At 64.2% G+C, this 20,132-nt stretch carries 18 protein-coding genes; 17 read left to right on the top strand and 1 reads right to left on the bottom strand.

Annotation, left to right across the window (positions count from 1 at the left end):
- Positions 1 to 162 precede the first annotated feature (162 nt).
- The 17 genes from AruCF_RS03735 to AruCF_RS03815 all read left to right on the top strand — a co-directional run bounded on the left by AruCF_RS03735 (position 163) and on the right by AruCF_RS03815 (position 19,185).
- Complete coding sequence (locus AruCF_RS03735; RefSeq protein WP_049072036.1) at positions 163 to 1,275, top strand: porin; 1,113 nt, start codon at positions 163 to 165, stop codon at positions 1,273 to 1,275.
- A gap of 426 nt (positions 1,276 to 1,701) precedes the next feature.
- The gene (locus tag AruCF_RS03740; RefSeq protein WP_006217959.1) at positions 1,702 to 2,061 is read left to right on the top strand and encodes an NADH-quinone oxidoreductase subunit A; all 360 of its coding nucleotides are present in this window, start codon (positions 1,702 to 1,704) and stop codon (positions 2,059 to 2,061) included.
- A 42-nt stretch (positions 2,062 to 2,103) separates the two neighbouring features.
- On the top strand, positions 2,104 to 2,580 hold the full coding sequence (locus AruCF_RS03745; protein WP_006217960.1) for a NuoB/complex I 20 kDa subunit family protein: 477 nt from the start codon (positions 2,104 to 2,106) through the stop codon (positions 2,578 to 2,580).
- Positions 2,581 to 2,662: 82 nt separating this feature from the next.
- Entirely contained in the window at positions 2,663 to 3,289 is a 627-nt protein-coding gene (locus AruCF_RS03750; protein WP_049072038.1) for an NADH-quinone oxidoreductase subunit C, read from the top strand.
- 3 nt (positions 3,290 to 3,292) lie between these two features.
- Positions 3,293 to 4,549: an NADH-quinone oxidoreductase subunit D gene (locus AruCF_RS03755; protein WP_049072040.1), complete on the top strand. Its 1,257-nt coding sequence runs from the start codon at positions 3,293 to 3,295 to the stop codon at positions 4,547 to 4,549.
- A gap of 48 nt (positions 4,550 to 4,597) precedes the next feature.
- Positions 4,598 to 5,092 (top strand): NADH-quinone oxidoreductase subunit NuoE, encoded by a 495-nt coding sequence (gene nuoE / locus AruCF_RS03760; protein WP_006389212.1) that lies wholly within the window; start codon positions 4,598 to 4,600, stop codon positions 5,090 to 5,092.
- Positions 5,089 to 6,456, top strand: coding sequence for an NADH-quinone oxidoreductase subunit NuoF (gene nuoF / locus AruCF_RS03765; protein ID WP_006393405.1), 1,368 nt, complete (start codon positions 5,089 to 5,091; stop codon positions 6,454 to 6,456). The genes nuoE and nuoF overlap by 4 nt, the downstream gene beginning before the upstream one ends.
- A gap of 15 nt (positions 6,457 to 6,471) precedes the next feature.
- A complete protein-coding gene (gene nuoG, locus AruCF_RS03770; RefSeq protein ID WP_049072042.1) occupies positions 6,472 to 8,799 on the top strand; it encodes an NADH-quinone oxidoreductase subunit NuoG in 2,328 nt (775 codons plus the stop codon).
- A complete protein-coding gene (gene nuoH / locus AruCF_RS03775; RefSeq protein ID WP_049072044.1) occupies positions 8,799 to 9,872 on the top strand; it encodes an NADH-quinone oxidoreductase subunit NuoH in 1,074 nt (357 codons plus the stop codon). Before nuoG ends, nuoH begins: the two co-directional genes overlap by 1 nt.
- Before the next feature lie 21 nt (positions 9,873 to 9,893).
- Positions 9,894 to 10,382 carry an NADH-quinone oxidoreductase subunit NuoI gene (nuoI, locus tag AruCF_RS03780; RefSeq protein ID WP_006389216.1) on the top strand — a complete coding sequence of 163 codons (489 nt, stop codon included), beginning with the start codon at positions 9,894 to 9,896 and terminating at the stop codon, positions 10,380 to 10,382.
- Between the two features lie 17 nt (positions 10,383 to 10,399).
- Complete coding sequence (locus AruCF_RS03785; RefSeq protein WP_049072046.1) at positions 10,400 to 11,041, top strand: NADH-quinone oxidoreductase subunit J; 642 nt, start codon at positions 10,400 to 10,402, stop codon at positions 11,039 to 11,041.
- Positions 11,038 to 11,346, top strand: coding sequence for an NADH-quinone oxidoreductase subunit NuoK (nuoK, locus tag AruCF_RS03790; protein WP_006217969.1), 309 nt, complete (start codon positions 11,038 to 11,040; stop codon positions 11,344 to 11,346). The genes AruCF_RS03785 and nuoK overlap by 4 nt, the downstream gene beginning before the upstream one ends.
- A gap of 17 nt (positions 11,347 to 11,363) precedes the next feature.
- Entirely contained in the window at positions 11,364 to 13,406 is a 2,043-nt protein-coding gene (gene nuoL, locus AruCF_RS03795; protein ID WP_049072048.1) for an NADH-quinone oxidoreductase subunit L, read from the top strand.
- The gene (locus AruCF_RS03800; protein ID WP_049072051.1) at positions 13,403 to 14,905 is read left to right on the top strand and encodes an NADH-quinone oxidoreductase subunit M; all 1,503 of its coding nucleotides are present in this window, start codon (positions 13,403 to 13,405) and stop codon (positions 14,903 to 14,905) included. The genes nuoL and AruCF_RS03800 overlap by 4 nt, the downstream gene beginning before the upstream one ends.
- Positions 14,906 to 14,914: 9 nt before the next feature.
- A complete protein-coding gene (gene nuoN / locus AruCF_RS03805) occupies positions 14,915 to 16,399 on the top strand; it encodes an NADH-quinone oxidoreductase subunit NuoN (RefSeq protein ID WP_049072054.1) in 1,485 nt (494 codons plus the stop codon).
- A 12-nt stretch (positions 16,400 to 16,411) separates the two neighbouring features.
- Positions 16,412 to 16,741, top strand: a complete 330-nt coding sequence (locus AruCF_RS03810) for a DUF2818 family protein (RefSeq protein ID WP_049072056.1) — start codon at positions 16,412 to 16,414, stop codon at positions 16,739 to 16,741.
- 194 nt (positions 16,742 to 16,935) lie between these two features.
- Positions 16,936 to 19,185, top strand: coding sequence for a TonB-dependent receptor (locus AruCF_RS03815; RefSeq protein ID WP_049072058.1), 2,250 nt, complete (start codon positions 16,936 to 16,938; stop codon positions 19,183 to 19,185).
- 66 nt (positions 19,186 to 19,251) lie between these two features.
- Here the strand turns inward: AruCF_RS03815 and serB are convergent, their stop codons facing one another.
- Positions 19,252 to 20,109 carry a phosphoserine phosphatase SerB gene (serB, locus tag AruCF_RS03820; RefSeq protein ID WP_049072061.1) on the bottom strand — a complete coding sequence of 286 codons (858 nt, stop codon included), beginning with the start codon at positions 20,107 to 20,109 and terminating at the stop codon, positions 19,252 to 19,254.
- Positions 20,110 to 20,132: the final 23 nt, after the last annotated feature.

Consider the following 20,132-nt stretch of genomic DNA (forward strand, 5'->3'; position numbering starts at 1 on the left):
CAACATGGCTGTCGCAAACCTGCACTTTTCTGGTGTCGACCATAGCCAGCCCCCCTGATTTTTGATGCAATAGCGTCAACTTCCCTTCGCGGAGTTAGGGGGGCGGCAGGCTGGTTTGCTGGATTGCTGCTCTTGTCACTCAAATCAACGGAGATTTCTTAAATGAAAAAGACTCTGCTCGCTGCCGCCCTGCTCGCCGGTTTCGCCGGTGTCGCCCAGGCAGAAACGTCTGTCACCCTGTACGGCATCATCGACACGGGCCTCGGCTACAACAAGATCAGCGGTGGTACCGACGCTCAGAACGGTAGCAAGTTCGGCATGATCAACGGCGTCCAGAACGGTTCGCGCTGGGGTCTGCGTGGTTCGGAAGATCTGGGTGACGGCCTGCGCGCTGTTTTCCAACTGGAATCGGGCTTTGACTCGGGTAACGGCACGTCGGCCCAAGGTGGTCGTCTGTTCGGCCGTCAAGCCACCGTCGGTCTGGCCAGCGACAGCTGGGGTCAACTGGACTTCGGTCGTCAAACCAACATCGCCTCGAAGTACTTCGGTTCGATCGATCCGTTCGGCGCTGGTTTCGGCCAGGCTAACATCGGTATGGGCCTGAGCGCCACGAACACCGTCCGCTACGACAACATGGTCCTGTACCAAACCCCGTCGTTCAGCGGCTTCCAGTTCGGCGTCGGCTACTCGTTCAACGCCAACGATACCAACACCGCTCAAACCGGCTTCCGCACCGCTGACAACACCCGCGCCATCACGACCGGCCTGCGTTACGTCAACGGCCCGCTGAACGTCGCTCTGTCGTTCGACCAACTGAACGCCTCGAACAAGCTGACCCAAGGTCAAGTTGACGCCACCCCGCGTCAATACACCATCGGCGGTTCGTACGACTTCGAAGTCGTGAAGCTGGCTCTGGCCTACGCTCGCACGACCGACGGCTGGTTCGGTAGCCAAGACGTCAAGACCTCGGCCGGCACCGTCGGCTTCGGCACCAACGCCTTCGCTGATGGCTTCAAGGCCAACTCGTACCTGGTCGGCCTGTCGGCCCCGATCGGCGGCGCTTCGAGCCTGTTCGGTTCGTGGCAGCGTGTCAGCGCGTCGAACGACAAGCTGACCGGCGACGACGCCACGATGAACGTGTTCAACCTGGGCTACACCTACGACCTGTCCAAGCGTACCAACCTGTACGCCTACGGTTCGTACGCCAAGAACTACGCCTTCATCGACGGTCTGAAGTCGACCGCCGTCGGCCTGGGCATCCGTCACCGCTTCTAATCGAAAGCAGGGCGCAAGTCCTGCCTAGATTTACGCAGTGCATGGGCGGGCCTCGGCCCGCTCATATAAGCCACCCTCAGGGGTGGCTTTTTTTATTTGGGATGTGTCTGTTTTCTTGATGCTGGGAAATTGGTCGCCATGTCAGGCGTGCTTGTCCGGCGATGTCCGTGGCGGGTTCTCCGCGCGGTTTATTGCATGGTCTTGCGGTGGCAATCGGGGCGGGCATGGCCGCTGTGTGGGCGTTTTTGCGCCTGGCTTGCATGCTTGATGCGTGGTTGCGGTAAGCTGCCCATTCCCCGTCAAAGACTGCGATTGTTCCACCAGAGAAATGCAGTCTTTCACCCGCTGTTCACGCTACAGAGTTCAGCCGGAAGTAACCGCGCGAATGCTACAATCCTAACGTTTGCGCATTTGACGGACGCCTGAATGAACCTGCAACAGTATTTCCCCGTCCTGCTGTTTATCGTAGTGGCCACCCTTATCGGGTTCGCGCTTCTGACGGCCGGCTCCCTCCTTGGCCCGCGGCGTCCCTACGCCGAGAAGCTATCCCCTTATGAGTGCGGCTTCGAAGCGTTCGAAGACGCGCGCATGAAGTTTGACGTGCGCTACTACCTGGTGGCGATTCTGTTCATTCTTTTCGACCTGGAAATCGCGTTCCTGTTCCCGTGGGCCATCGCCCAAGGCACGGTCGGGCTCGTCGGTTTCTGGACGGTCATGGTTTTCCTCGCCGTGTTGACCGTCGGCTTCATCTACGAATGGAAAAAGGGCGCGCTGGACTGGGAATGACCCGCCGGGTTATTTCATCACCGCACGCTATCAGAGACGAATATGGCTATAGACGGCATTCTCAAGCAAGGGTTCATCACAACCAGCGCCGATAAGTTCCTTAACTGGGCGAAAACCGGCTCCATGTGGCCCATGACCTTCGGCCTGGCCTGTTGCGCGGTCGAGATGATGCACGCGGGCGCGGCCCGCTACGACCTGGACCAGTTCGGCATCATCTTCCGCCCCAGCCCGCGTCAGTCCGACCTGATGATCGTCGCCGGCACGCTGTGCAACAAGATGGCGCCGGCGCTGCGCAAGGTCTACGACCAGATGCCCGAACCGCGTTGGGTGGTGTCGATGGGCTCCTGTGCCAACGGTGGCGGTTACTACCACTACTCGTATTCCGTGGTGCGCGGCTGCGATCGCATCGTACCGGTAGACGTCTACGTGCCGGGCTGCCCGCCCACGGCCGAGGCGCTGGTCTACGGCTTGCTGCAGATGCAGAACAAGATCCGTCTGACCAACACGATTGCGCGCTGAGTTTGCGCTCCGGTCCGCGGCCGCCGCAAACGCCGCCGCAGGACCCCGCGAAACAGCGTATCGGTTCACCTAAGCGTACAAGATGATGACCAGGCTCGAAACCCTGAAAAACAATTTGCAGACCACCCTCGGCGCGGACATCGCGCTGACCGAGGCGCTGGGCGAGCTGACGCTCGAAGTGCCCGCGGAGCAGTGGTTCTCCGTCTGCAACAAGCTGCGCACCGAAGCCGGCCTGCGCTTCGAAATCTGTATCGACCTCTGTGGCGTCGACTACCTCACCTGGGGCAACGGCACGCGCCAGCTGCCCGAGGAAACCAACGCCAAGGTGCACCGCGCGCGTTTCGCCGTGGTCGCGCACCTGCTGTCGGTCGAGAACAACTGGCGCCTGCGCGTGCGCACCTGGGCGCCGGACGACGAGTTCCCGATGGTCGCCTCGCTGATGGAATGCTGGCCGGCCGTGGGCTGGTTCGAGCGCGAGGCGTTCGACCTGTACGGCATCGTCTTCGAAGGTCACCCGGACCTGCGCCGCATCCTGACCGACTACGGCTTTATCGGCCACCCGTTCCGCAAGGACTTCCCGCTCTCCGGCACCGTCGAAATGCGCTACGACCCGGAACAGAAGCGCGTCATTTACCAGCCCGTCACGATCGACCCGCGCGAGATCACGCCGCGCGTGGTGCGCGAAGACACCTACGGCTTGGGACGTTGAATCATGGCAGAAATCAAGAACTACACGCTCAACTTCGGCCCGCAGCACCCGGCCGCCCACGGCGTGCTGCGCCTGGTGCTCGAGCTGGACGGCGAAGTCATCCAGCGCGCCGACCCGCACATCGGCCTGCTGCACCGCGCCACTGAAAAGCTGGCCGAGCACAAGACCTACATCCAGGCGCTGCCCTACATGGACCGCCTGGACTACGTGTCCATGATGTGCAACGAGCACGCCTACGTCATGGCCATCGAGAAGCTGCTGGGCGTCGAAGCCCCGCTGCGCGCGCAATACATCCGCGTCATGTTCGACGAGATCACGCGCCTCCTGAACCACCTGATGTCGCTGGGTTCGCACGCGCTCGACGTGGGCGCCATGGCCGTGTTCCTGTACGCCTTCCGTGAACGCGAAGACCTGATGGACTGCTATGAAGCGGTCTCGGGCGCCCGCATGCACGCGGCCTACTATCGTCCGGGCGGCGTCTACCGCGACCTGCCGGACACCATGCCGCAGTACGGCGACACCAGCAAGTATCGCGGCGAGAAGGAAGTGCGCGCCATGAACGACGCGCGTTCGGGCTCGCTGCTGGACTTCATCGAAGACTTCACCAACCGCTTCCCCGCCTGCGTCGACGAGTACGAAACCCTGCTCACCGACAACCGCATCTGGAAGCAGCGCCTGGTCGGCATCGGCGTGGTCGATCCCGACCGCGCCAAGGCGCTGGGTTTCACCGGCCCGATGCTGCGTGGCTCGGGCGTGGCCTGGGACCTGCGCAAGATGCAGCCCTACGAAGTCTACGACCTGCTCGATTTCGACATCCCCGTCGGCGTCAACGGCGACTGCTACGACCGCTACCTGGTCCGCATCGCCGAAATGCGCGAGAGCAACCGCATCATCCGCCAGTGCGTGGAATGGCTGCGCAACAACCCGGGCCCGGTCATGATCGAGAACCACAAGATCGCCCCGCCCAAGCGCACCGCCATGAAGACCAACATGGAAGAGCTGATCCATCACTTCAAGCTCTTCACCGAAGGTTTCCACGTGCCCCCGGGTGAAGCGTTCGCCTCGGTGGAGCACCCCAAGGGCGAGTTCGGCATCTACCTGGTGTCGGACGGAGCCAACAAGCCGTACCGCCTGAAGATTCGGGCCCCCGGCTTCGCCCACCTGCAATCGCTGGACGAAATGTCGCGCGGTCACATGATCGCCGACGCCGTCACCATCATTGGTACGCAGGACATCGTTTTCGGCGAGATCGATCGCTGATCCGCCCAGAACCGTCACGAGCACGCCCGCATAACCCGGATTCAAACTATGCTGCTTTCCGAACAGGCCTACCAGAAAATCGACCGAGAACTCGCCAAGTTCCCGGCCGACCAGCGGCAGTCCGCCATCATGGCCTCTCTTGCCATCGCGCAGGAAGAGAAGGGCTGGTTGGCTACCGACATCATTGAAGATGTGGCCAACTACATCGGCGTCCCGCCCATCGCGGTCCAGGAAGTCGCCACCTTCTACAACATGTTCGACGTCAAGCCCGTCGGCAAGACCAAGATCGCGGTCTGCACCAACCTGCCCTGTGCCTTGCGCGACGGCGAACGCGCCGGCGACTACCTCAAGCGCAAGCTGGGCGTGGACTACCGCGAAACCACCGCTGACGGCCAGTTCACCCTGGTCGAGGGCGAGTGCATGGGCGCCTGCGGCGATTCCCCCGTGCTGATCGTGAACAACAAGCATATGTGCGTGCGCATGACCGAAGAGAAGCTGGACGCGCTGGTCGCGGCCCTCAAGGCGCAAGGAGAGTCGGCATGAACGCGCCCGACATCTACAAGCAGTTCGCGCAGGGCCTGGAGCCCAATCCGCTGAACGACCTGTCCAACTCGATGTGCCTGCACGGCCGCCACATCAAGCCGCAGATCATGGCCGACGTCGACGGCGCCAACTGGCGCCTGGCCGACTACGTCAAGCGCGGCGGCTACGAAGCCCTGCGCAAGATCCTCACCACCGGCATGAAGCCGGAAGACGTCATCGCCGAAGTCAAGGCGTCGGGTCTGCGCGGCCGCGGCGGCGCGGGCTTCCCGACCGGCCTGAAGTGGAGCTTCATGCCGCGCGCCTTCCCGGGCCAGAAGTACCTCGTCTGCAACTCGGACGAAGGCGAACCCGGCACGTTCAAGGATCGCGACATCCTGCGCTTCAATCCGCACATCGTGATCGAAGGCATGGCGATCGCCGCCTACGCGATGGGCATCAGCGTCGGCTACAACTACATCCACGGTGAAATCTTCGAAGTCTACGAGCGCTTCGAAGAGGCCCTGGAAGAGGCGCGCGCCGCCGGCTTCCTGGGCGACAAGATCCTGGGTTCGGAATTCAACTTCCAGCTGCACGCGTTCCACGGCTACGGCGCCTACATCTGTGGCGAGGAAACCGCGCTGCTGGAATCGCTGGAAGGCAAGAAGGGCCAGCCGCGCTTCAAGCCGCCGTTCCCGGCCAGCTTCGGCCTGTATGGCAAGCCCACCACCATCAACAACACCGAAACCTTTGCGGCGGTGCCCTGGATCATCCGCAACAGCGGCCAGGCCTACCTCGAAGTCGGCAAGCCCAACAACGGCGGCACCAAGCTGTTCTCGATCACCGGCGACGTCGAGCGTCCCGGCAACTACGAGATCCCGCTGGGCACCCCGTTCTCGACCCTGCTGGAACTGGCGGGCGGCATGCGCGGCGGCAAGAAGCTCAAGGCCGTGATCCCCGGCGGTTCGAGCGCCCCGGTGCTGCCGGCCGACATCATGATGGAAACCACGATGGACTACGACGCCATCGCCAAGGCGGGTTCCATGCTGGGTTCGGGCGCGGTGATCGTCATGGACGAGACGCGCTGCATGGTCAAGTCGCTGCTGCGCCTGTCGTATTTCTATTTCGAGGAAAGCTGCGGCCAGTGCACGCCGTGCCGCGAAGGCACCGGCTGGCTGTACCGCATGGTGCATCGCATCGAAAACGGCCACGGCCGTCCGGAAGATCTGGACATGCTGGACAACGTGGCCGGCAACATCATGGGCCGCACCATCTGCGCCCTGGGTGACGCCGCCGCCATGCCCGTGCGTGGCTTCCTCAAGCATTTTCGCGACGAATTCGCGCACCACATCGAGCACAAGTCGTGTGTGGTTCCGCAATATCTGTAGGTCTCAGGAACAGCAATGGTTGAACTAACCGTCGACGGCAATACGGTAGAAGTGCCCGAGGGCAGCATGGTGATGCATGCGGCCCAGAAAGTCGGGCTTTACGTGCCGCATTTCTGCTACCACAAGAAACTGTCCATCGCGGCCAACTGCCGCATGTGCCTGGTCGAAGTGGAAAAGGCGCCCAAGGCGCTGCCCGCTTGCGCCACCCCCGTGACGAACGGCATGGTCGTGCACACCTGCTCCGAGAAGGCTCGCGCCGCTCAGAAGTCGGTGATGGAATTCTTGCTCATCAATCACCCGCTCGACTGCCCGATCTGCGATCAGGGCGGCGAATGCCAGCTGCAGGACCTGGCCGTGGGCTACGGCGGCTCTTCCTCGCGTTACCAGGAAGAAAAGCGCGTGGTGTTCCACAAGGACCTGGGCCCGCTGGTTTCCGCCGAGGAAATGAGCCGCTGCATCCACTGCACCCGCTGCGTGCGCTTCGGCCAGGAAATCGCCGGCGTCATGGAACTGGGCATGCTGGGCCGTGGCGAGCACTCCGAGATCACCTCGTTCGTGGGCCGCTCGATCGAGTCCGAGCTCTCGGGCAACATGATCGACATCTGTCCGGTGGGCGCGCTGACCTCCAAGCCCTTCCGCTACAGCGCCCGCACCTGGGAACTGGCCCGTCGCCGTTCGGTCAGCCCGCACGACAGCCTGGGCGCCAACCTGGTGGTCCAGGTCAAGGGCGACCGCGTCATGCGCGTGGTGCCGTTCGAAGACGAAGCCATCAACGAATGCTGGATCAGCGACCGCGACCGCTTCTCGTGCGAAGGCCTGAACAGCGAAGACCGCCTGTCCGCCCCGATGATCAAGGGCGCCGACGGCAAGTGGCAGGAAGCCTCCTGGGCCGACGCCCTGGCCGCCGTGGCCCAAGGCCTGTCGCGCGTGCGTGACAGCTTCGGCGCCGGCCAGATCGGCGCCCTGGCGTCCGAATACGCCACCACCGAGGAATACGCGCTGCTGGGCCGCCTGGTCCGCGCGCTGGGTTCCGAGAACATCGATTTCCGCCTGCGCCAGACCGACCCGGCCTTCGACGCCGCGCTGACCGGCGCGCCGTGGCTGGGCATGCCGATCGCCGAACTCGACAACCTGGACCGCGTCCTGGTGGTCGGCTCGTTCCTGCGCAAGGACCACCCGCTGATGGCCCAGCGCCTGCGCCAGGCCGCCAAGCGCGGCACGCAGATCCTGATGGTCGATAGCGCCGCCGACGATCCCCTGATGCCGGTCGCCGGCCGCCTCACCGTGGCCCCGTCCGAGCTGCCGCGCGCCCTGGCCGAAGTGGCCGTGGCCCTGGCGCAAGCCAAGCAAGCCGCGGTGCCGGCCGAGTTCGCCTCGGTCACCCCGGGCGAGAACGCCAAGATCATCGCCGCCAGCCTGGCGTCGGGCGCCAACACCGCCGTGCTGATGGGCAACCTGGCCGTGGCCAGCGCCCAGGCCTCGACCCTGGCCGCCAACGGCCGCGCCGTGGCCGACCTGGCGGGAGGCAAGTTCGGTTTCCTGACCTCCGGCGGCAACACCGTCGGCGGTTACCTGGCCGGCGCCATCCCGGGCAAGGGCGGCAAGAACGCCGCCGCCATGCTGGCCGAGCCGCTCAAGGCCTACGTGGTGCTGCACGCCGAGCCGCTGCTGGATGCCGACAATGGCCAGCAAGCCATCGCCGCGCTGCGCGGCGCGCAATTCGCCGTGGCCCTGACGCCTTACCGTTCGGCCGCCGCCGAATGGGCCGACGTCATGCTGCCGGTGGCGCCGTTCACCGAAACCTCGGGCACGTTCGTCAACGCCCAGGGCCTGGCCCAGAGCTTCAAGGGCACGGTCGCGCCGTTCGGCCAGACCCGTCCGGCCTGGAAGGTCCTGCGCGTGCTGGGCAACGTCTTGCACCTGGCCGGCTTCGATGACGAAACCTCCGAGTCCGTGCGCGATGCCGCGCTGGCCGGCGGCGTCGAAGGCCGCCTGTCCAACGACATCAAGGCCCCGTTGGGCCTGGGCCAGCCCCTGACCGGGCTGGAGCGCGTCGCCGACGTGCCGATCTACCGTACCGACGCCATGGTGCGCCGCTCGGAGCCGCTGCAGGCCGCGCCGGCCTCGAAGCTGCCCGCCGCGCGCATGAACGGCAACACGCTGACCAGCCTCGGCCTGACCGCCGGCGTCAAGGTGCGCGTGACGGGCGGGCAGGGCGCTGTCGAGCTCGAAACCGTGCAGGACGACGCCGTGGCCGATCGCGCCGTGCGCATCGCCGCAGCCTTTGAAAATACCGCAGCCCTGGGTGGCGCATTTGGTCAACTCAGCGTGGAGCGTGCCTGATGGAATGGCTCAATGTTCTTGAAAGCCACGGAACGGCATTGCTCGGTCCGACGGTCTGGATGGTTCTCTGGACGATCATCAAGATCGTGGTCATCGCCGTGCCCATCATCCTGTGCGTCGCCTACCTGACGTACTGGGAGCGCAAGATGATCGGCGCCATGCACGTGCGCATGGGTCCGAACCGCGTCGGTTTCAAGGGGCTGCTGCAGCCGTTCGCCGACGTGTTCAAGCTGCTGACCAAGGAAGTCGTGGTCCCCAGCCAGGCCAACAAGGTGCTGTTCATCGTGGCCCCCGTGGTCACGCTGATGCCGGCGCTGGCCGCCTGGGCGGTGGTGCCGTTCGGTCCCGACGTGGTCCTGGCCAACGTCAACGCCGGCCTGCTGTACATCATGGCCATCACGTCGATCGGCGTGTACGGCGTGATCGTCGCCGGCTGGGCCTCGAACTCGAAGTACGCGTTCCTGGGCGCGCTGCGCGCCTCGGCCCAGATGCTGTCGTATGAACTGGCCATCGGCTTCGTGCTGGTGACGGTGCTGTTGGTGTCCGGCAGCCTGAACATGTCCGAGATCGTGCATGTGCAGAACCGCGGCTGGTTCGCCGACAAGGGCCTGACGTTCCTGTCCTGGAACTGGCTGCCGCTCTTGCCGCTGTTCGTGATCTACGTGATCTCGGCCGTCGCCGAAACCAACCGCCACCCGTTCGACGTGGTGGAAGGCGAATCGGAAATCGTGGCCGGCCACATGGTCGAATACTCGGGCATGGCCTTCGCGCTGTTCTTCCTGGGCGAATACGCCAACATGATCCTGCTGTCGTGCATGGCGTCGATCATGTTCCTGGGCGGCTGGGCTTCGCCGATCGACATCGCGCCGCTGACCTGGATCCCGGGTTGGATCTGGCTCGGTCTCAAGACGTTCGTCGTGGTTTCGTTGTTCGTGTGGTTCCGTGCGTCGTTCCCGCGTTACCGCTACGACCAGATCATGCGTTTGGGCTGGAAGATCTTCATCCCGCTGACCGGCGTTTGGCTGGTCGTTGTGGCGATCTGGATGCAGACGCCCTGGAACATTTGGCGCTAAGCCGCCAGGCAGAGGCAGGATATGGAAGCGATCAAAGATTTCTTCGGCAGCTTGATGCTGGCCGAACTGCTCAAGGGCATGCGCCTGACGGGCAAGTATTTCTTCAAGCGCAAGGTCACCTTGCGCTACCCGCAGGAAAAGACGCCGACCTCGGCGCGTTTCCGCGGCCTGCACGCGCTGCGGCGCTACCCCAATGGGGAAGAGCGCTGCATCGCGTGCAAACTGTGTGAAGCCGTGTGCCCCGCGCTGGCCATCACCATCGAGTCGGACCAGCGTGACGACGGCACCCGCCGCACCACGCGCTACGACATCGACCTGACCAAGTGCATTTTCTGCGGCTTCTGTGAGGAAAGCTGCCCCGTGGACTCGATCGTGGAAACGCACATCCACGAATACCACGGCGAAAAGCGCGGCGACCTGTATTTCACCAAAGACATGCTGCTCGCCGTGGGCGACCGCTACGAAGCCGAAATCGCCCGCCGCCGGGCCGAAGACGCTCCCTACCGTTGAGCCCAGGGTCCTGATCCATGACTTTTACCACTGTCCTGTTTTACATACTGGCCGCCGTGCTGGTGATCGCGGCGTTCCGCGTGATCACCGCGCGCAGCCCGGTCACCGCCGTCCTGCACCTGATCCTGGCGTTCGCCAACGCGGCCATGCTGTGGATGCTGCTGGGCGCCGAGTTCCTCGCGCTGCTGCTGGTGCTGGTGTACGTGGGCGCCGTGATGGTGCTGTTCCTGTTCGTCGTCATGATGCTGGACATCCGCATGGATGCCCTGCGCCAGGGCATGAAGACCTACCTGCCGCTGGGCCTGGTGATCGGCCTGGTGATGGTGCTGGAAATGGCCTTCGTGCTGGGGTCGACCTGGTACGGCTCGGGCCCGCAAGCCCCGGTCGCCGGCGACTACAACAATGCTCGCGCGCTCGGTGAAGCGATGTACACGCACTACATCTACGCCATCGAAGTCGGCGCCGCGCTGCTGCTGGTCGGCATGGTCGCCGCCATCGCGCTGACCCTGCGCCGCCGCCGCGACGTGAAGTACAACGACCCGGTCGCCGCGGTTCGCGTGCGCGCCAAGGACCGCTTCCGCATGGTGAGCATGCCCGCCCAGAGCGAGCGCGCCCAGGCCCAGAACGGCACCGCCGCGCCCCAAGGAGAAAAACAATGACGCTGACGCTGGCCCATTATCTGATCCTGGGGGCGATCCTGTTCGCCATCGGGATCTTCGGCATCTTCCTGAACCGCCGCAACCTGATCATCCTGCTGATGTCCATCGAGCTGGTGCTCCTGGCCGTCAACATGAACTTCGTGGCGTTCTCCAGCTGGTTCGGCGACACCGCCGGCCAGGTGTTCGTGTTCTTCATCCTGACCGTGGCCGCCGCTGAAGCGGCGATCGGCCTGGCCATCCTGGTGCTGCTGTTCCGCAACCTGAACACGATCAACGTTGACGAACTCGATCGCCTGAAGGGCTGACGGGGTATTGGAAGAAAATGTCTAGCTCACCCAATCTCTACCTGCTCATCGCGCTGGCGCCGCTGGCCGGAGCAATCCTCGCGGGCCTTTTCGGCACCGGGTTCCTGGGCCGTCCGATCGGCCGCCGCGCCTCGCACGTCATCACCATCCTGGGCGTGCTCATCTCCGCCATCGGTTCGGTGGTGGTGCTGGGCGACGTGCTCAACGGCCTGCGCTTTGATGGCGCCGTCTATACCTGGAGCCTGATCGGCCAGACCAAGCTGGAAATCGGCTTCCTGATCGACCCGCTGTCGGCCATGATGATGGTCGTGGTGACCTCGGTGTCGCTGATGGTGCACATCTACACCATCGGCTACATGGCCGACGATCCCGGCTACCAGCGCTTCTTCTCGTACATCTCGCTGTTCACGTTCTCCATGCTGATGCTGGTGATGTCGAACAACATGGTGCAGCTGTTCTTCGGCTGGGAAGCGGTGGGCCTGGTCTCGTACCTGCTGATCGGTTTCTGGTACACCCGCCCGACCGCGATCTTCGCCAACATGAAGGCGTTCCTGATCAACCGCGTCGGCGACTTCGGTTTCGTCCTCGGCATCGGCCTGCTGTTCGCCTATGCCGGCACCATGCACTACGGTGAAGTGTTCGCCCAGGCCGACAAGCTGTCCAAGCTGACGCTGCCCGGTTCGGACTGGATGCTGCTGACCGTGGCCTGCATCTGCCTGTTCATCGGCGCCATGGGCAAGTCGGCGCAGGTTCCCCTGCACGCCTGGCTGCCCGACTCGATGGAAGGCCCGACGCCGATCTCCGCGCTGATCCACGCCGCCACCATGGTGACGGCCGGCATCTTCATGGTCGCGCGCTTCTCGCCGCTGTTCGAGCTGTCGGACACCGCGCTGTCGTTCATCATCGTGATCGGCGCCATCGGCGCGCTGTTCCTGGGCATCCTGGGCATCATCCAGAACGACATCAAGCGCGTGGTGGCGTATTCGACGCTGTCGCAGCTGGGCTACATGACCGTCGCGCTGGGCGCCTCGGCCTACTCGGTGGCGATCTTCCACCTGATGACGCACGCGTTCTTCAAGGCGCTGCTGTTCCTGGGCGCGGGCTCGGTCATCATCGGCATGCATCACGACCAGGACATCCGCAACATGGGCGGCCTGCGCAAGTACATGCCCATCACCTGGATCACCTTCCTCCTGGGCACGCTGGCCCTGGTCGGCACGCCGTTCTTCTCGGGTTTCTACTCGAAGGAACACATCATCGAGGCCGCCGGCGCCGCCCACGTCTGGGGCGCCAGCTTCGCCTACTACGCCACGCTGATCGGCGTGTTCGTGACCTCGCTGTACTCGTTCCGCGTGTACTTCCTGGTCTTCCATGGCAAGGAACGCTTCGACACCAGCGACCACGGCCATGGCCACGGCCACGACGCGCACGGCCATGACGACCACGGTCACGACGACCATGGCCACGGCCACCACGGCGGCAAGCCGCACGAGTCGCCCTGGGTCGTGACCCTGCCGCTGATCCTGCTGGCGATCCCGTCGGTGCTGATCGGCGCCTGGGCGGTGGATCCGATGCTGTTCGGCAAGTTCTTCAACGGCGTGATCACGGTGCTGCCGCAGCATCCGGCCATGCACGAACTGCACGAAGAATGGCACGGCTGGGTCGCCTTCGGCCTGCACGCCTTCCAGACCCTGCCGTTCTGGCTGGTCGTGGCCGGCGCGGTCATCGCCTGGTACTGCTACCTGATCAACCCGAAGGTCCCGGCCGCGATCAAGTCGAGCCTGTCGGGCGTGAACAAGGTGCTTGAGAACAAGTACTACGTCGACTGGGTCAACGAGCAGATCATCGCCCGCGGCCTGCGCTGCCTGGGCCGTGGCCTGTGGCAGACCGGCGACCGCGGCATCATCGACGGCCTGCTGATCAACGGCAGCGCGCGCGTGGTGGGCTGGGTGTCGGCGATCAGCCGCCACCTGCAGTCCGGCTTCATCTATCACTACGCGTTCGCGATGATCATCGGCATCATGGCGCTGGTGACTTTCTTTGTGCTGATTCCCCAATGATGGCAAGCGAGATGGCATCCAACACTTTCCCCTGGCTCACGCTTGCGATCTTTGTCCCGATCGTATTCGGCCTGCTGGTGCTGGCGGTGGGCCGTGACGACCGTCCCGGTCTGACGCGCGGCCTGTCGCTGGTCGGCTCGATCGCCGGCTTCCTCGTCACGATCCCGCTGTACACCGGGTTCGACTCCAAGACGGCTGCCATGCAGTTCGTCGAGAAGACCTCCTGGATCGAAGCCTTCAACGTCAACTACCACCTGGGCGTGGACGGCATTTCGCTGTGGTTCGTGCTCCTGACCGCGTTCATCACCATCATCGTGGTGCTGGCCGGCTGGGAAGTCATCACCAGCCGCGTGTCGCAGTACATGGCCGCCTTCCTGATCCTGTCGGGTCTGATGGTGGGCGTGTTCTGCGCGCTGGACGGCATGCTGTTCTACGTGTTCTTCGAAGCCACGCTGATCCCGATGTACATCATCATCGGCGTCTGGGGCGGACCGAACCGGGTGTACGCGGCCTTCAAGTTCTTCCTCTACACCCTGATGGGCTCGCTGCTGACGCTGGTGGCCTTCGTCTACCTGTGGAACGCCTCGGGCGGTTCGTTCGACATCCTGACCTGGCAGCAGACCAAGCTGGGCTACACCCCGCAGATCCTGATCTTCGTGGCGCTGCTGGCGGCCTTCGCCGTCAAGGTGCCGATGTGGCCGGTGCACACCTGGCTGCCGGACGCCCACGTCGAGGCGCCCACGGGCGGCTCCATCGTGCTGGCCGCGATCATGCTGAAGCTGGGCGCCTACGGTTTCCTGCGCTTCTCGCTGCCGATCGCGCCCGACGCCTCGCACAGCCTGGCCGGCCTGATGATCACGCTGTCGCTGATCGCCGTGATCTACATCGGCCTGGTGGCGATCGTGCAGGACGACATGAAGAAGCTGGTGGCCTATTCGTCGGTCGCCCACATGGGCTTCGTCACCCTGGGTTTCTTCATCTTCAACACGGCCGGCGTCGAAGGCGCCATCGTGCAGATGATCTCCCACGGCTTCGTCTCGGGCGCCATGTTCATGTGTATCGGCGTGCTCTACGACCGCATGCACTCGCGCCGCATCGCCGACTACGGCGGCGTGGTCAACGTGATGCCGCGCTTCGCCACGTTCTTCATCCTGTTCTCGATGGCCAACAGCGGCCTGCCGGCCACCAGCGGTTTCGTCGGCGAGTTCATGGTGATCATGGGCGCGGTCGAGCACAACTTCTGGATCGGCCTGCTGGCGGCCACCGCGCTGATCCTGGGCGCTTCGTATTCGCTGTGGATGGTCAAGCGCGTGGTCCTGGGCGATATCGCCAATGATCATGTGCGCGAGCTGACCGATATCAACCGCCGCGAATTCGTGATTCTTGGCGTGATGGCGATCGCCGTGCTGTACATGGGGATCTATCCCAAGCCCTTCACCGACGTGATGCACGTGTCGGTCGAGGCCCTGCTGCAACACGTTGCCGTCTCGAAACTGTAAGACAAGACAATGATGCAATCCCAAATCGATTTCGCCCTGGCGACACCGGAAATCCTCCTGCTGGTTTTCGGCCTGGCTATCCTGCTCGTCGACGCGGTCAGCAATCACCCCGAGCGCAAGCCGACGTTCCTGCTGACCATGCTGGCGCTGGGCGTGCTGACCGTGGTGTCGGCGCTGCAGTGGAAGAACGGCGTCACGGGTTCGACCTTCAACGGCCTGTACGTCACCGACGAGCTGTCGCACCTACTCAAGATTGCCTCGTACATCGCGGTGGCGGTCACGCTGGTCTACGGCCGCGTCTACGCCCAGCTGCGCGACATGATGCGCGGCGGCGAACTGTACGTGCTGACGCTGTTCGCCCTGCTGGGCCAGATGGTGATGATCTCGTCGGGCAACCTGATCTCGATCTACCTGGGCCTGGAACTGATGTCGCTGGCGCTGTACGCGCTGATCGCGCTGCGTCGCGACAACGTCGTCGCCACCGAAGCCGCCATGAAGTACTTCGTGCTGGGCGCGCTGGCCTCGGGCTTCCTGCTGTACGGCATGTCGATGGTCTACGGCGCCACCGGTCACCTGGACCTGGCCGAAGTCTCCAAGGTCATCGCCGCCGGCAAGGCCGAGAAGCTGGCCCTGGTGTTCGGCATTGTGTTCCTGGTTTCGGGCCTGGCGTTCAAGCTCGGCGCCGTGCCGTTCCACATGTGGGTGCCGGACGTCTACCAGGGTTCGCCGACCGCGGTCACGCTGATCCTGGGCGGCGCGCCCAAGCTGGCGGCCTTCGCCATCACGCTGCGCCTGCTGGTTGACGGCCTGCACGGCCTGGCGGCCGACTGGCAGCCGATGCTGATGATCCTGGCGGTGCTGTCGCTGGCCATCGGCAACCTGACCGCCATCGCGCAGACCAACTTCAAGCGCATGCTGGCCTACTCGACCATCTCGCACATGGGCTTCGTGCTGCTGGGCCTGATGTCGGGCTCGGTGGTCGGCAAACCGGAACTGGCCTCGTCCGCCTACGGCGCGTCGCTGTTCTACATGCTGACCTACGTGCTGACCACGCTGGCCAGCTTCGGCATCGTGCTGCTGCTGTCGCGCCAGGGTTTCGAGTGCGAGCACATCGACGACCTGAAGGGCCTGAACCGCCGCAGCCCGTGGCATGCCGCCATCGTGCTGCTGCTGATGTTCTCGCTGGCCGGCATCCCGCCGCTGGTGGGCTTCTACGCCAAGCTGGCGGTGCTGCAGGCGCTGGTCAGCGCCGGCCACGTCACGCTGGCGGTGGTCGCGGTGGTGTTCTCGCTGATCGGCGCGTTCTACTACCTGCGCGTGGTCAAGGTCGTGTACTTCGACGAGCCGGCGGCCGATGCCGCCCCGATGGCGGCCACCTGCGGCCAGCGCGGCGTGCTGTCGGTCAACGGCCTGCTGATTCTGGTGCTGGGCCTGTTGCCGGGCGGCCTGATGGCCCTGTGCGTGCAGGCCATCCGCAGCTCGCTTAGCCTGTAAGCGAAGCGGGCCATGAACCAGACCCTGGCGGTATGGCTCCTGATCGCGCTGGCCCTGGTCAGCGCGAACCTGCCCTTCCTGACGGAGCGCGTGTTCGCCGTGCTGCCGTGGAAGCAGGGCGGGGCCGAAGCCGTCAAGCCGTTCTGGATGCGCCTGGTCGAAGTGCTGGTGTTCTACCTGATCGTGGGCGCCCTGGGCTTCACGTTCGAGTCCGCGCTGGGCAACCGCTTCGCGCAGACCTGGGAGTTCTACGCCATCACCTTGAGCCTGTACCTGGTGCTGGCCTATCCCGGGTTCGTGTACCGCTATCTGTTCAAGCGGCATCCGCGCCTGCGGACCTGAACCGGCCGCCCCACGCACCGCATAAACGCCCCGCAAGGGGCGTTTTGTTTTGAGGTCGCGTCATCGCCGATTGCGGATTCTGTGGCCAAACGCCATCAAGTCACGGCATCGTTGCGTTATCGCGTCCGATTTCACTGGCGTGGCCGAACCCGATCAACTTTCACGTACAGAATCGCAGGCTGTCATAAACAGGAATGGTTTCCATTCCCGTCCAGGAGAGCCTCATCTTGAAACTCGAAGATTCGTACGCGCTGAATTCATTGGCCGGATCGCTGGCCGCCGCGGTGGCGGTACCCGCGCTGTTCATCAGTCCTTATGCAATGGCGCAATCGGGCGCCGGCCACGTTCCGCAGCTGGCGCCGGTGCAGGTGGAAGGCGAAAGCTCGCCCTACCAGCCCGACAGCGTCCAGTCCTCCAAGATGACCGCGCCGCTGCTGGACACGCCGCGTTCGGTGCAGGTGGTGCCCAAGCAGGTCATGTCCGACCAGTCCGCGACATCGTTGCAGGACGTGCTGCAGAACTCGCCGGGCATCACCTTCGCCGCGGGCGAGGGCGGACGCGCTGGCGGCGACCTGCCCATCATTCGCGGCCAGAACGCCGCCAGCAGCCTGTTCCTGGATGGCGTGCGCGACGTCAGCATGCAGGCGCGCGATACCTTCAACCTGGAGCAGGTGGAGATCATCAAGGGCCCGGATTCCGTCTATGCCGGCCGTGGCGGCGCGGGGGGCAGCATCAACATGGTCAGCAAGGCGCCCAAGGCCAAGGATGCCATCGAAGCCATGGGGCAGATCGGCACCGATAGAAACTACCGCGCAACGCTCGACAGCAACTGGCGCCTTGGCGAAAAGTCGGCCTTCCGCCTGAACGTCATGGGTGCGAAGGGCGACGTACCGGGCCGCGACAGGGCGGTGAATTTCGAGCGCTGGGGAATGGCGCCGTCGCTGACGCTGGGCATGGGCACGCCGACCCGCATCACGCTCAGCTATTACCACTACCAGAACGACAGCATGCCGGATTACTCGATTCCCTACGACCCTCGAGTGGGCCTGCCAGTCACGGAGACCCTCGGGATCAGTCGCAAAAACTTCTACGGCCTGGCGGGGCGCGATTTCATGAAGACGCGTGATGACATGGCCACCGTCGACTTCCAGCACGATTTTTCCGACAAGCTCAAACTGCGCAATGTGGCGCGATATGGTCACGAGACCGCCGATTACCTCGCCACCCAACCCAACCTCACGCTCGCGAACCTGCCTGCCGGAATCGTGGACAGGCCGGCTTATGGCAGATACTTCGTCACCAAGGCATTCACCAACCAGACCGACTTGAGCGGCGAGTTCCAAACGGGCGCGGTCAAGCACGCATTCGACCTGGGTTTCGAGTACAGCACTGTCAGACAAAGCATGGCGAGAAACAACGATCAGGTCCTGGTGTCGGACGGGCTCACCGCGTGCCCGGACGCACTGGCACACACCTCGTTGCAGAATCCCGATCCGAACGTGCCCTATCCTTGCCGCACCGCGCGGGGTTTGCCGGCGCCCTATGCTACCGATACGGCGGCACTGTATGCGTTCGATACCATTAAGTTCGACGAGCAATGGCAGGCCGGCGTCGGGCTGCGCTGGGATAACTATCGCACCAGCGGCCGTCCCTCCGTGACCGAACACTACAGCCGCTCCGACAACCTGTTGAACTACCAGTTGGGCCTGGTCTACAAACCCATGCCGGAAGGCACGATCTACGCAAGCTATGGAACGGCATCGACCCCGTCCGCCGTCGCCGGCACTACGGCTTCCGACATCTTGAGGAGAGGTCGCGACGAGGCAGCGGCTCCGGAGAAAAGCCGTTCGATGGAAGCGGGCGTCAAGTGGCAGCTGTTCGGCGAACGCCTGACGCTCTCGGGCGCGGTGTTTCAGGATACGCGCAAGAACACCAACGTCGAGGTGTTGCCGAACGAGTACGAACAGGTTGGCCAGACACGCGTGCGCGGATTTGAACTGGGCTTTTCGGGTGCGATCACGCCGGCCTGGAATGTCTACGGGGGCTATATATTCATGGACAGCAAGCTGATCCGGGGTGGCCGCCGAGACGTTGGCGCCGAGGGCCAGGACCTGCCGAACACGCCGCGCAACGCGTTCAGCCTGTGGTCTTCCTACAAGGTACTGCCTGAACTGACTCTGGGCGGCGGCGCCTACTATGTCAGCAAAGTCTATGGCAACGCGGATGCAAGCGTCGACGCCAATGGCGTGCCGCGGGCGCGTTGGGTGCCGTCGTACTGGCGTTTCGATGCGATGGCCAAGTACAAGGTCAGCCCGGGACTGTCGCTGCAACTCAACGTGATGAACCTGTTTGATCAGACGTACTACACGCGGGCCCGACCGAGTAACCACGCCGCGCTCGGCGCGGGCAGGGCAGCGCTGCTGTCGGTGAGAATGCGCTACTGATCGACGCTGGCAGACAGGAAAGCCACCTTCGCGGTGGCTTTCCCGGGTGGCGCGGCCGTGCGGCGATCAGCCTTCGAACCAGTTCAGCACGCCGTCCAGGCCCGAGACGTTCAGCGCGTAGCGCGTCTGCTGCCGCACCAGCGGCTTGGCGTGGTAGGCCACCGGGAAGCCCGCGGCGCCCAGCATCTTCAGGTCGTTGGCGCCGTCGCCCATGGCGATGACCTGCTCCTTGGTCGCGCCGTGGGTGCGGGCGAACTCGCGCAGGTACACGGCCTTGGCGTCGGCGTCCAGGATGTCGCCCAGCACGCGGCCGGTCAGCACGCCGTTGTCGATCTCCAGCGTGTTGGCGTGGGCGCTGTCCAGCCGCAGGCGCTCGCGCAGGCGGTCGGTAAAGAATGTGAAGCCGCCCGACACCAGCAGCACCTTGATGCCGGCCGCCTGGGCGGTGGTGATCAACCGTTCGGCGCCGGGGTTCAGGCGCAGCTTCTCGGTGTAGACCTGTTCCAGGGCTTCGGCCGGCACGTCCTTGAGCAGCGCCACGCGGCGGCGCAGGCTTTCAGCGAAGTCCTTGATCTCGCCGCGCATCGCGGCCTCGGTGATCTCCGAGACCTTGTCCTTGACGCCGGCCACGCCGGCGATCTCGTCGATGCACTCGATGTTGATGAGCGTCGAGTCCATGTCCATCGCCAGCACCTTGCAGTGCGACAGCTTCAGGCCGGCGGGCACGAAGGCGGTGTCGACGCCATGGCGTTCGGCCCAGGCCACCACGTCGGCGCGGGTGGCATCGTCGTGCTGCACGTCAAGTAGACGGGCCGCGGTGGCGCTGATGCGGGCCACGCCCTGCGCCTGCGCGAGCGCGGCGATCTGTTCGGCGTGTTCGACCGTCAGGCCGGGGGATTGGACGACGAGGTGATGGATAGTCATAAAAATGCGAAGGTCGGGGCGGG

The organism is Achromobacter ruhlandii (genome assembly GCF_002082135.1).
Classification (GTDB): Bacteria; Pseudomonadota; Gammaproteobacteria; order Burkholderiales; family Burkholderiaceae_B; genus Achromobacter; species Achromobacter ruhlandii.

Excerpts from the sequence above, each read along its gene's own strand:
- AruCF_RS03735 (WP_049072036.1), top strand. The coding sequence starts at position 163 with ATGAAAAAGACTCTGCTCGCTGCCGCCCTGCTCGCCGGTTTCGCCGGT.
- AruCF_RS03740 (WP_006217959.1), top strand. The coding sequence starts at position 1,702 with ATGAACCTGCAACAGTATTTCCCCGTCCTGCTGTTTATCGTAGTGGCC.
- AruCF_RS03745 (WP_006217960.1), top strand. The coding sequence starts at position 2,104 with ATGGCTATAGACGGCATTCTCAAGCAAGGGTTCATCACAACCAGCGCC.
- AruCF_RS03750 (WP_049072038.1), top strand. The coding sequence starts at position 2,663 with ATGATGACCAGGCTCGAAACCCTGAAAAACAATTTGCAGACCACCCTC.
- AruCF_RS03755 (WP_049072040.1), top strand. The coding sequence starts at position 3,293 with ATGGCAGAAATCAAGAACTACACGCTCAACTTCGGCCCGCAGCACCCG.
- nuoE (WP_006389212.1), top strand. The coding sequence starts at position 4,598 with ATGCTGCTTTCCGAACAGGCCTACCAGAAAATCGACCGAGAACTCGCC.
- nuoF (WP_006393405.1), top strand. The coding sequence starts at position 5,089 with ATGAACGCGCCCGACATCTACAAGCAGTTCGCGCAGGGCCTGGAGCCC.
- nuoG (WP_049072042.1), top strand. The coding sequence starts at position 6,472 with ATGGTTGAACTAACCGTCGACGGCAATACGGTAGAAGTGCCCGAGGGC.
- nuoH (WP_049072044.1), top strand. The coding sequence starts at position 8,799 with ATGGAATGGCTCAATGTTCTTGAAAGCCACGGAACGGCATTGCTCGGT.
- nuoI (WP_006389216.1), top strand. The coding sequence starts at position 9,894 with ATGGAAGCGATCAAAGATTTCTTCGGCAGCTTGATGCTGGCCGAACTG.
- AruCF_RS03785 (WP_049072046.1), top strand. The coding sequence starts at position 10,400 with ATGACTTTTACCACTGTCCTGTTTTACATACTGGCCGCCGTGCTGGTG.
- nuoK (WP_006217969.1), top strand. The coding sequence starts at position 11,038 with ATGACGCTGACGCTGGCCCATTATCTGATCCTGGGGGCGATCCTGTTC.
- nuoL (WP_049072048.1), top strand. The coding sequence starts at position 11,364 with ATGTCTAGCTCACCCAATCTCTACCTGCTCATCGCGCTGGCGCCGCTG.
- AruCF_RS03800 (WP_049072051.1), top strand. The coding sequence starts at position 13,403 with ATGATGGCAAGCGAGATGGCATCCAACACTTTCCCCTGGCTCACGCTT.
- nuoN (WP_049072054.1), top strand. The coding sequence starts at position 14,915 with ATGATGCAATCCCAAATCGATTTCGCCCTGGCGACACCGGAAATCCTC.
- AruCF_RS03810 (WP_049072056.1), top strand. The coding sequence starts at position 16,412 with ATGAACCAGACCCTGGCGGTATGGCTCCTGATCGCGCTGGCCCTGGTC.
- AruCF_RS03815 (WP_049072058.1), top strand. The coding sequence starts at position 16,936 with ATGGTTTCCATTCCCGTCCAGGAGAGCCTCATCTTGAAACTCGAAGAT.
- serB (WP_049072061.1), bottom strand. The coding sequence starts at position 20,109 with ATGACTATCCATCACCTCGTCGTCCAATCCCCCGGCCTGACGGTCGAA.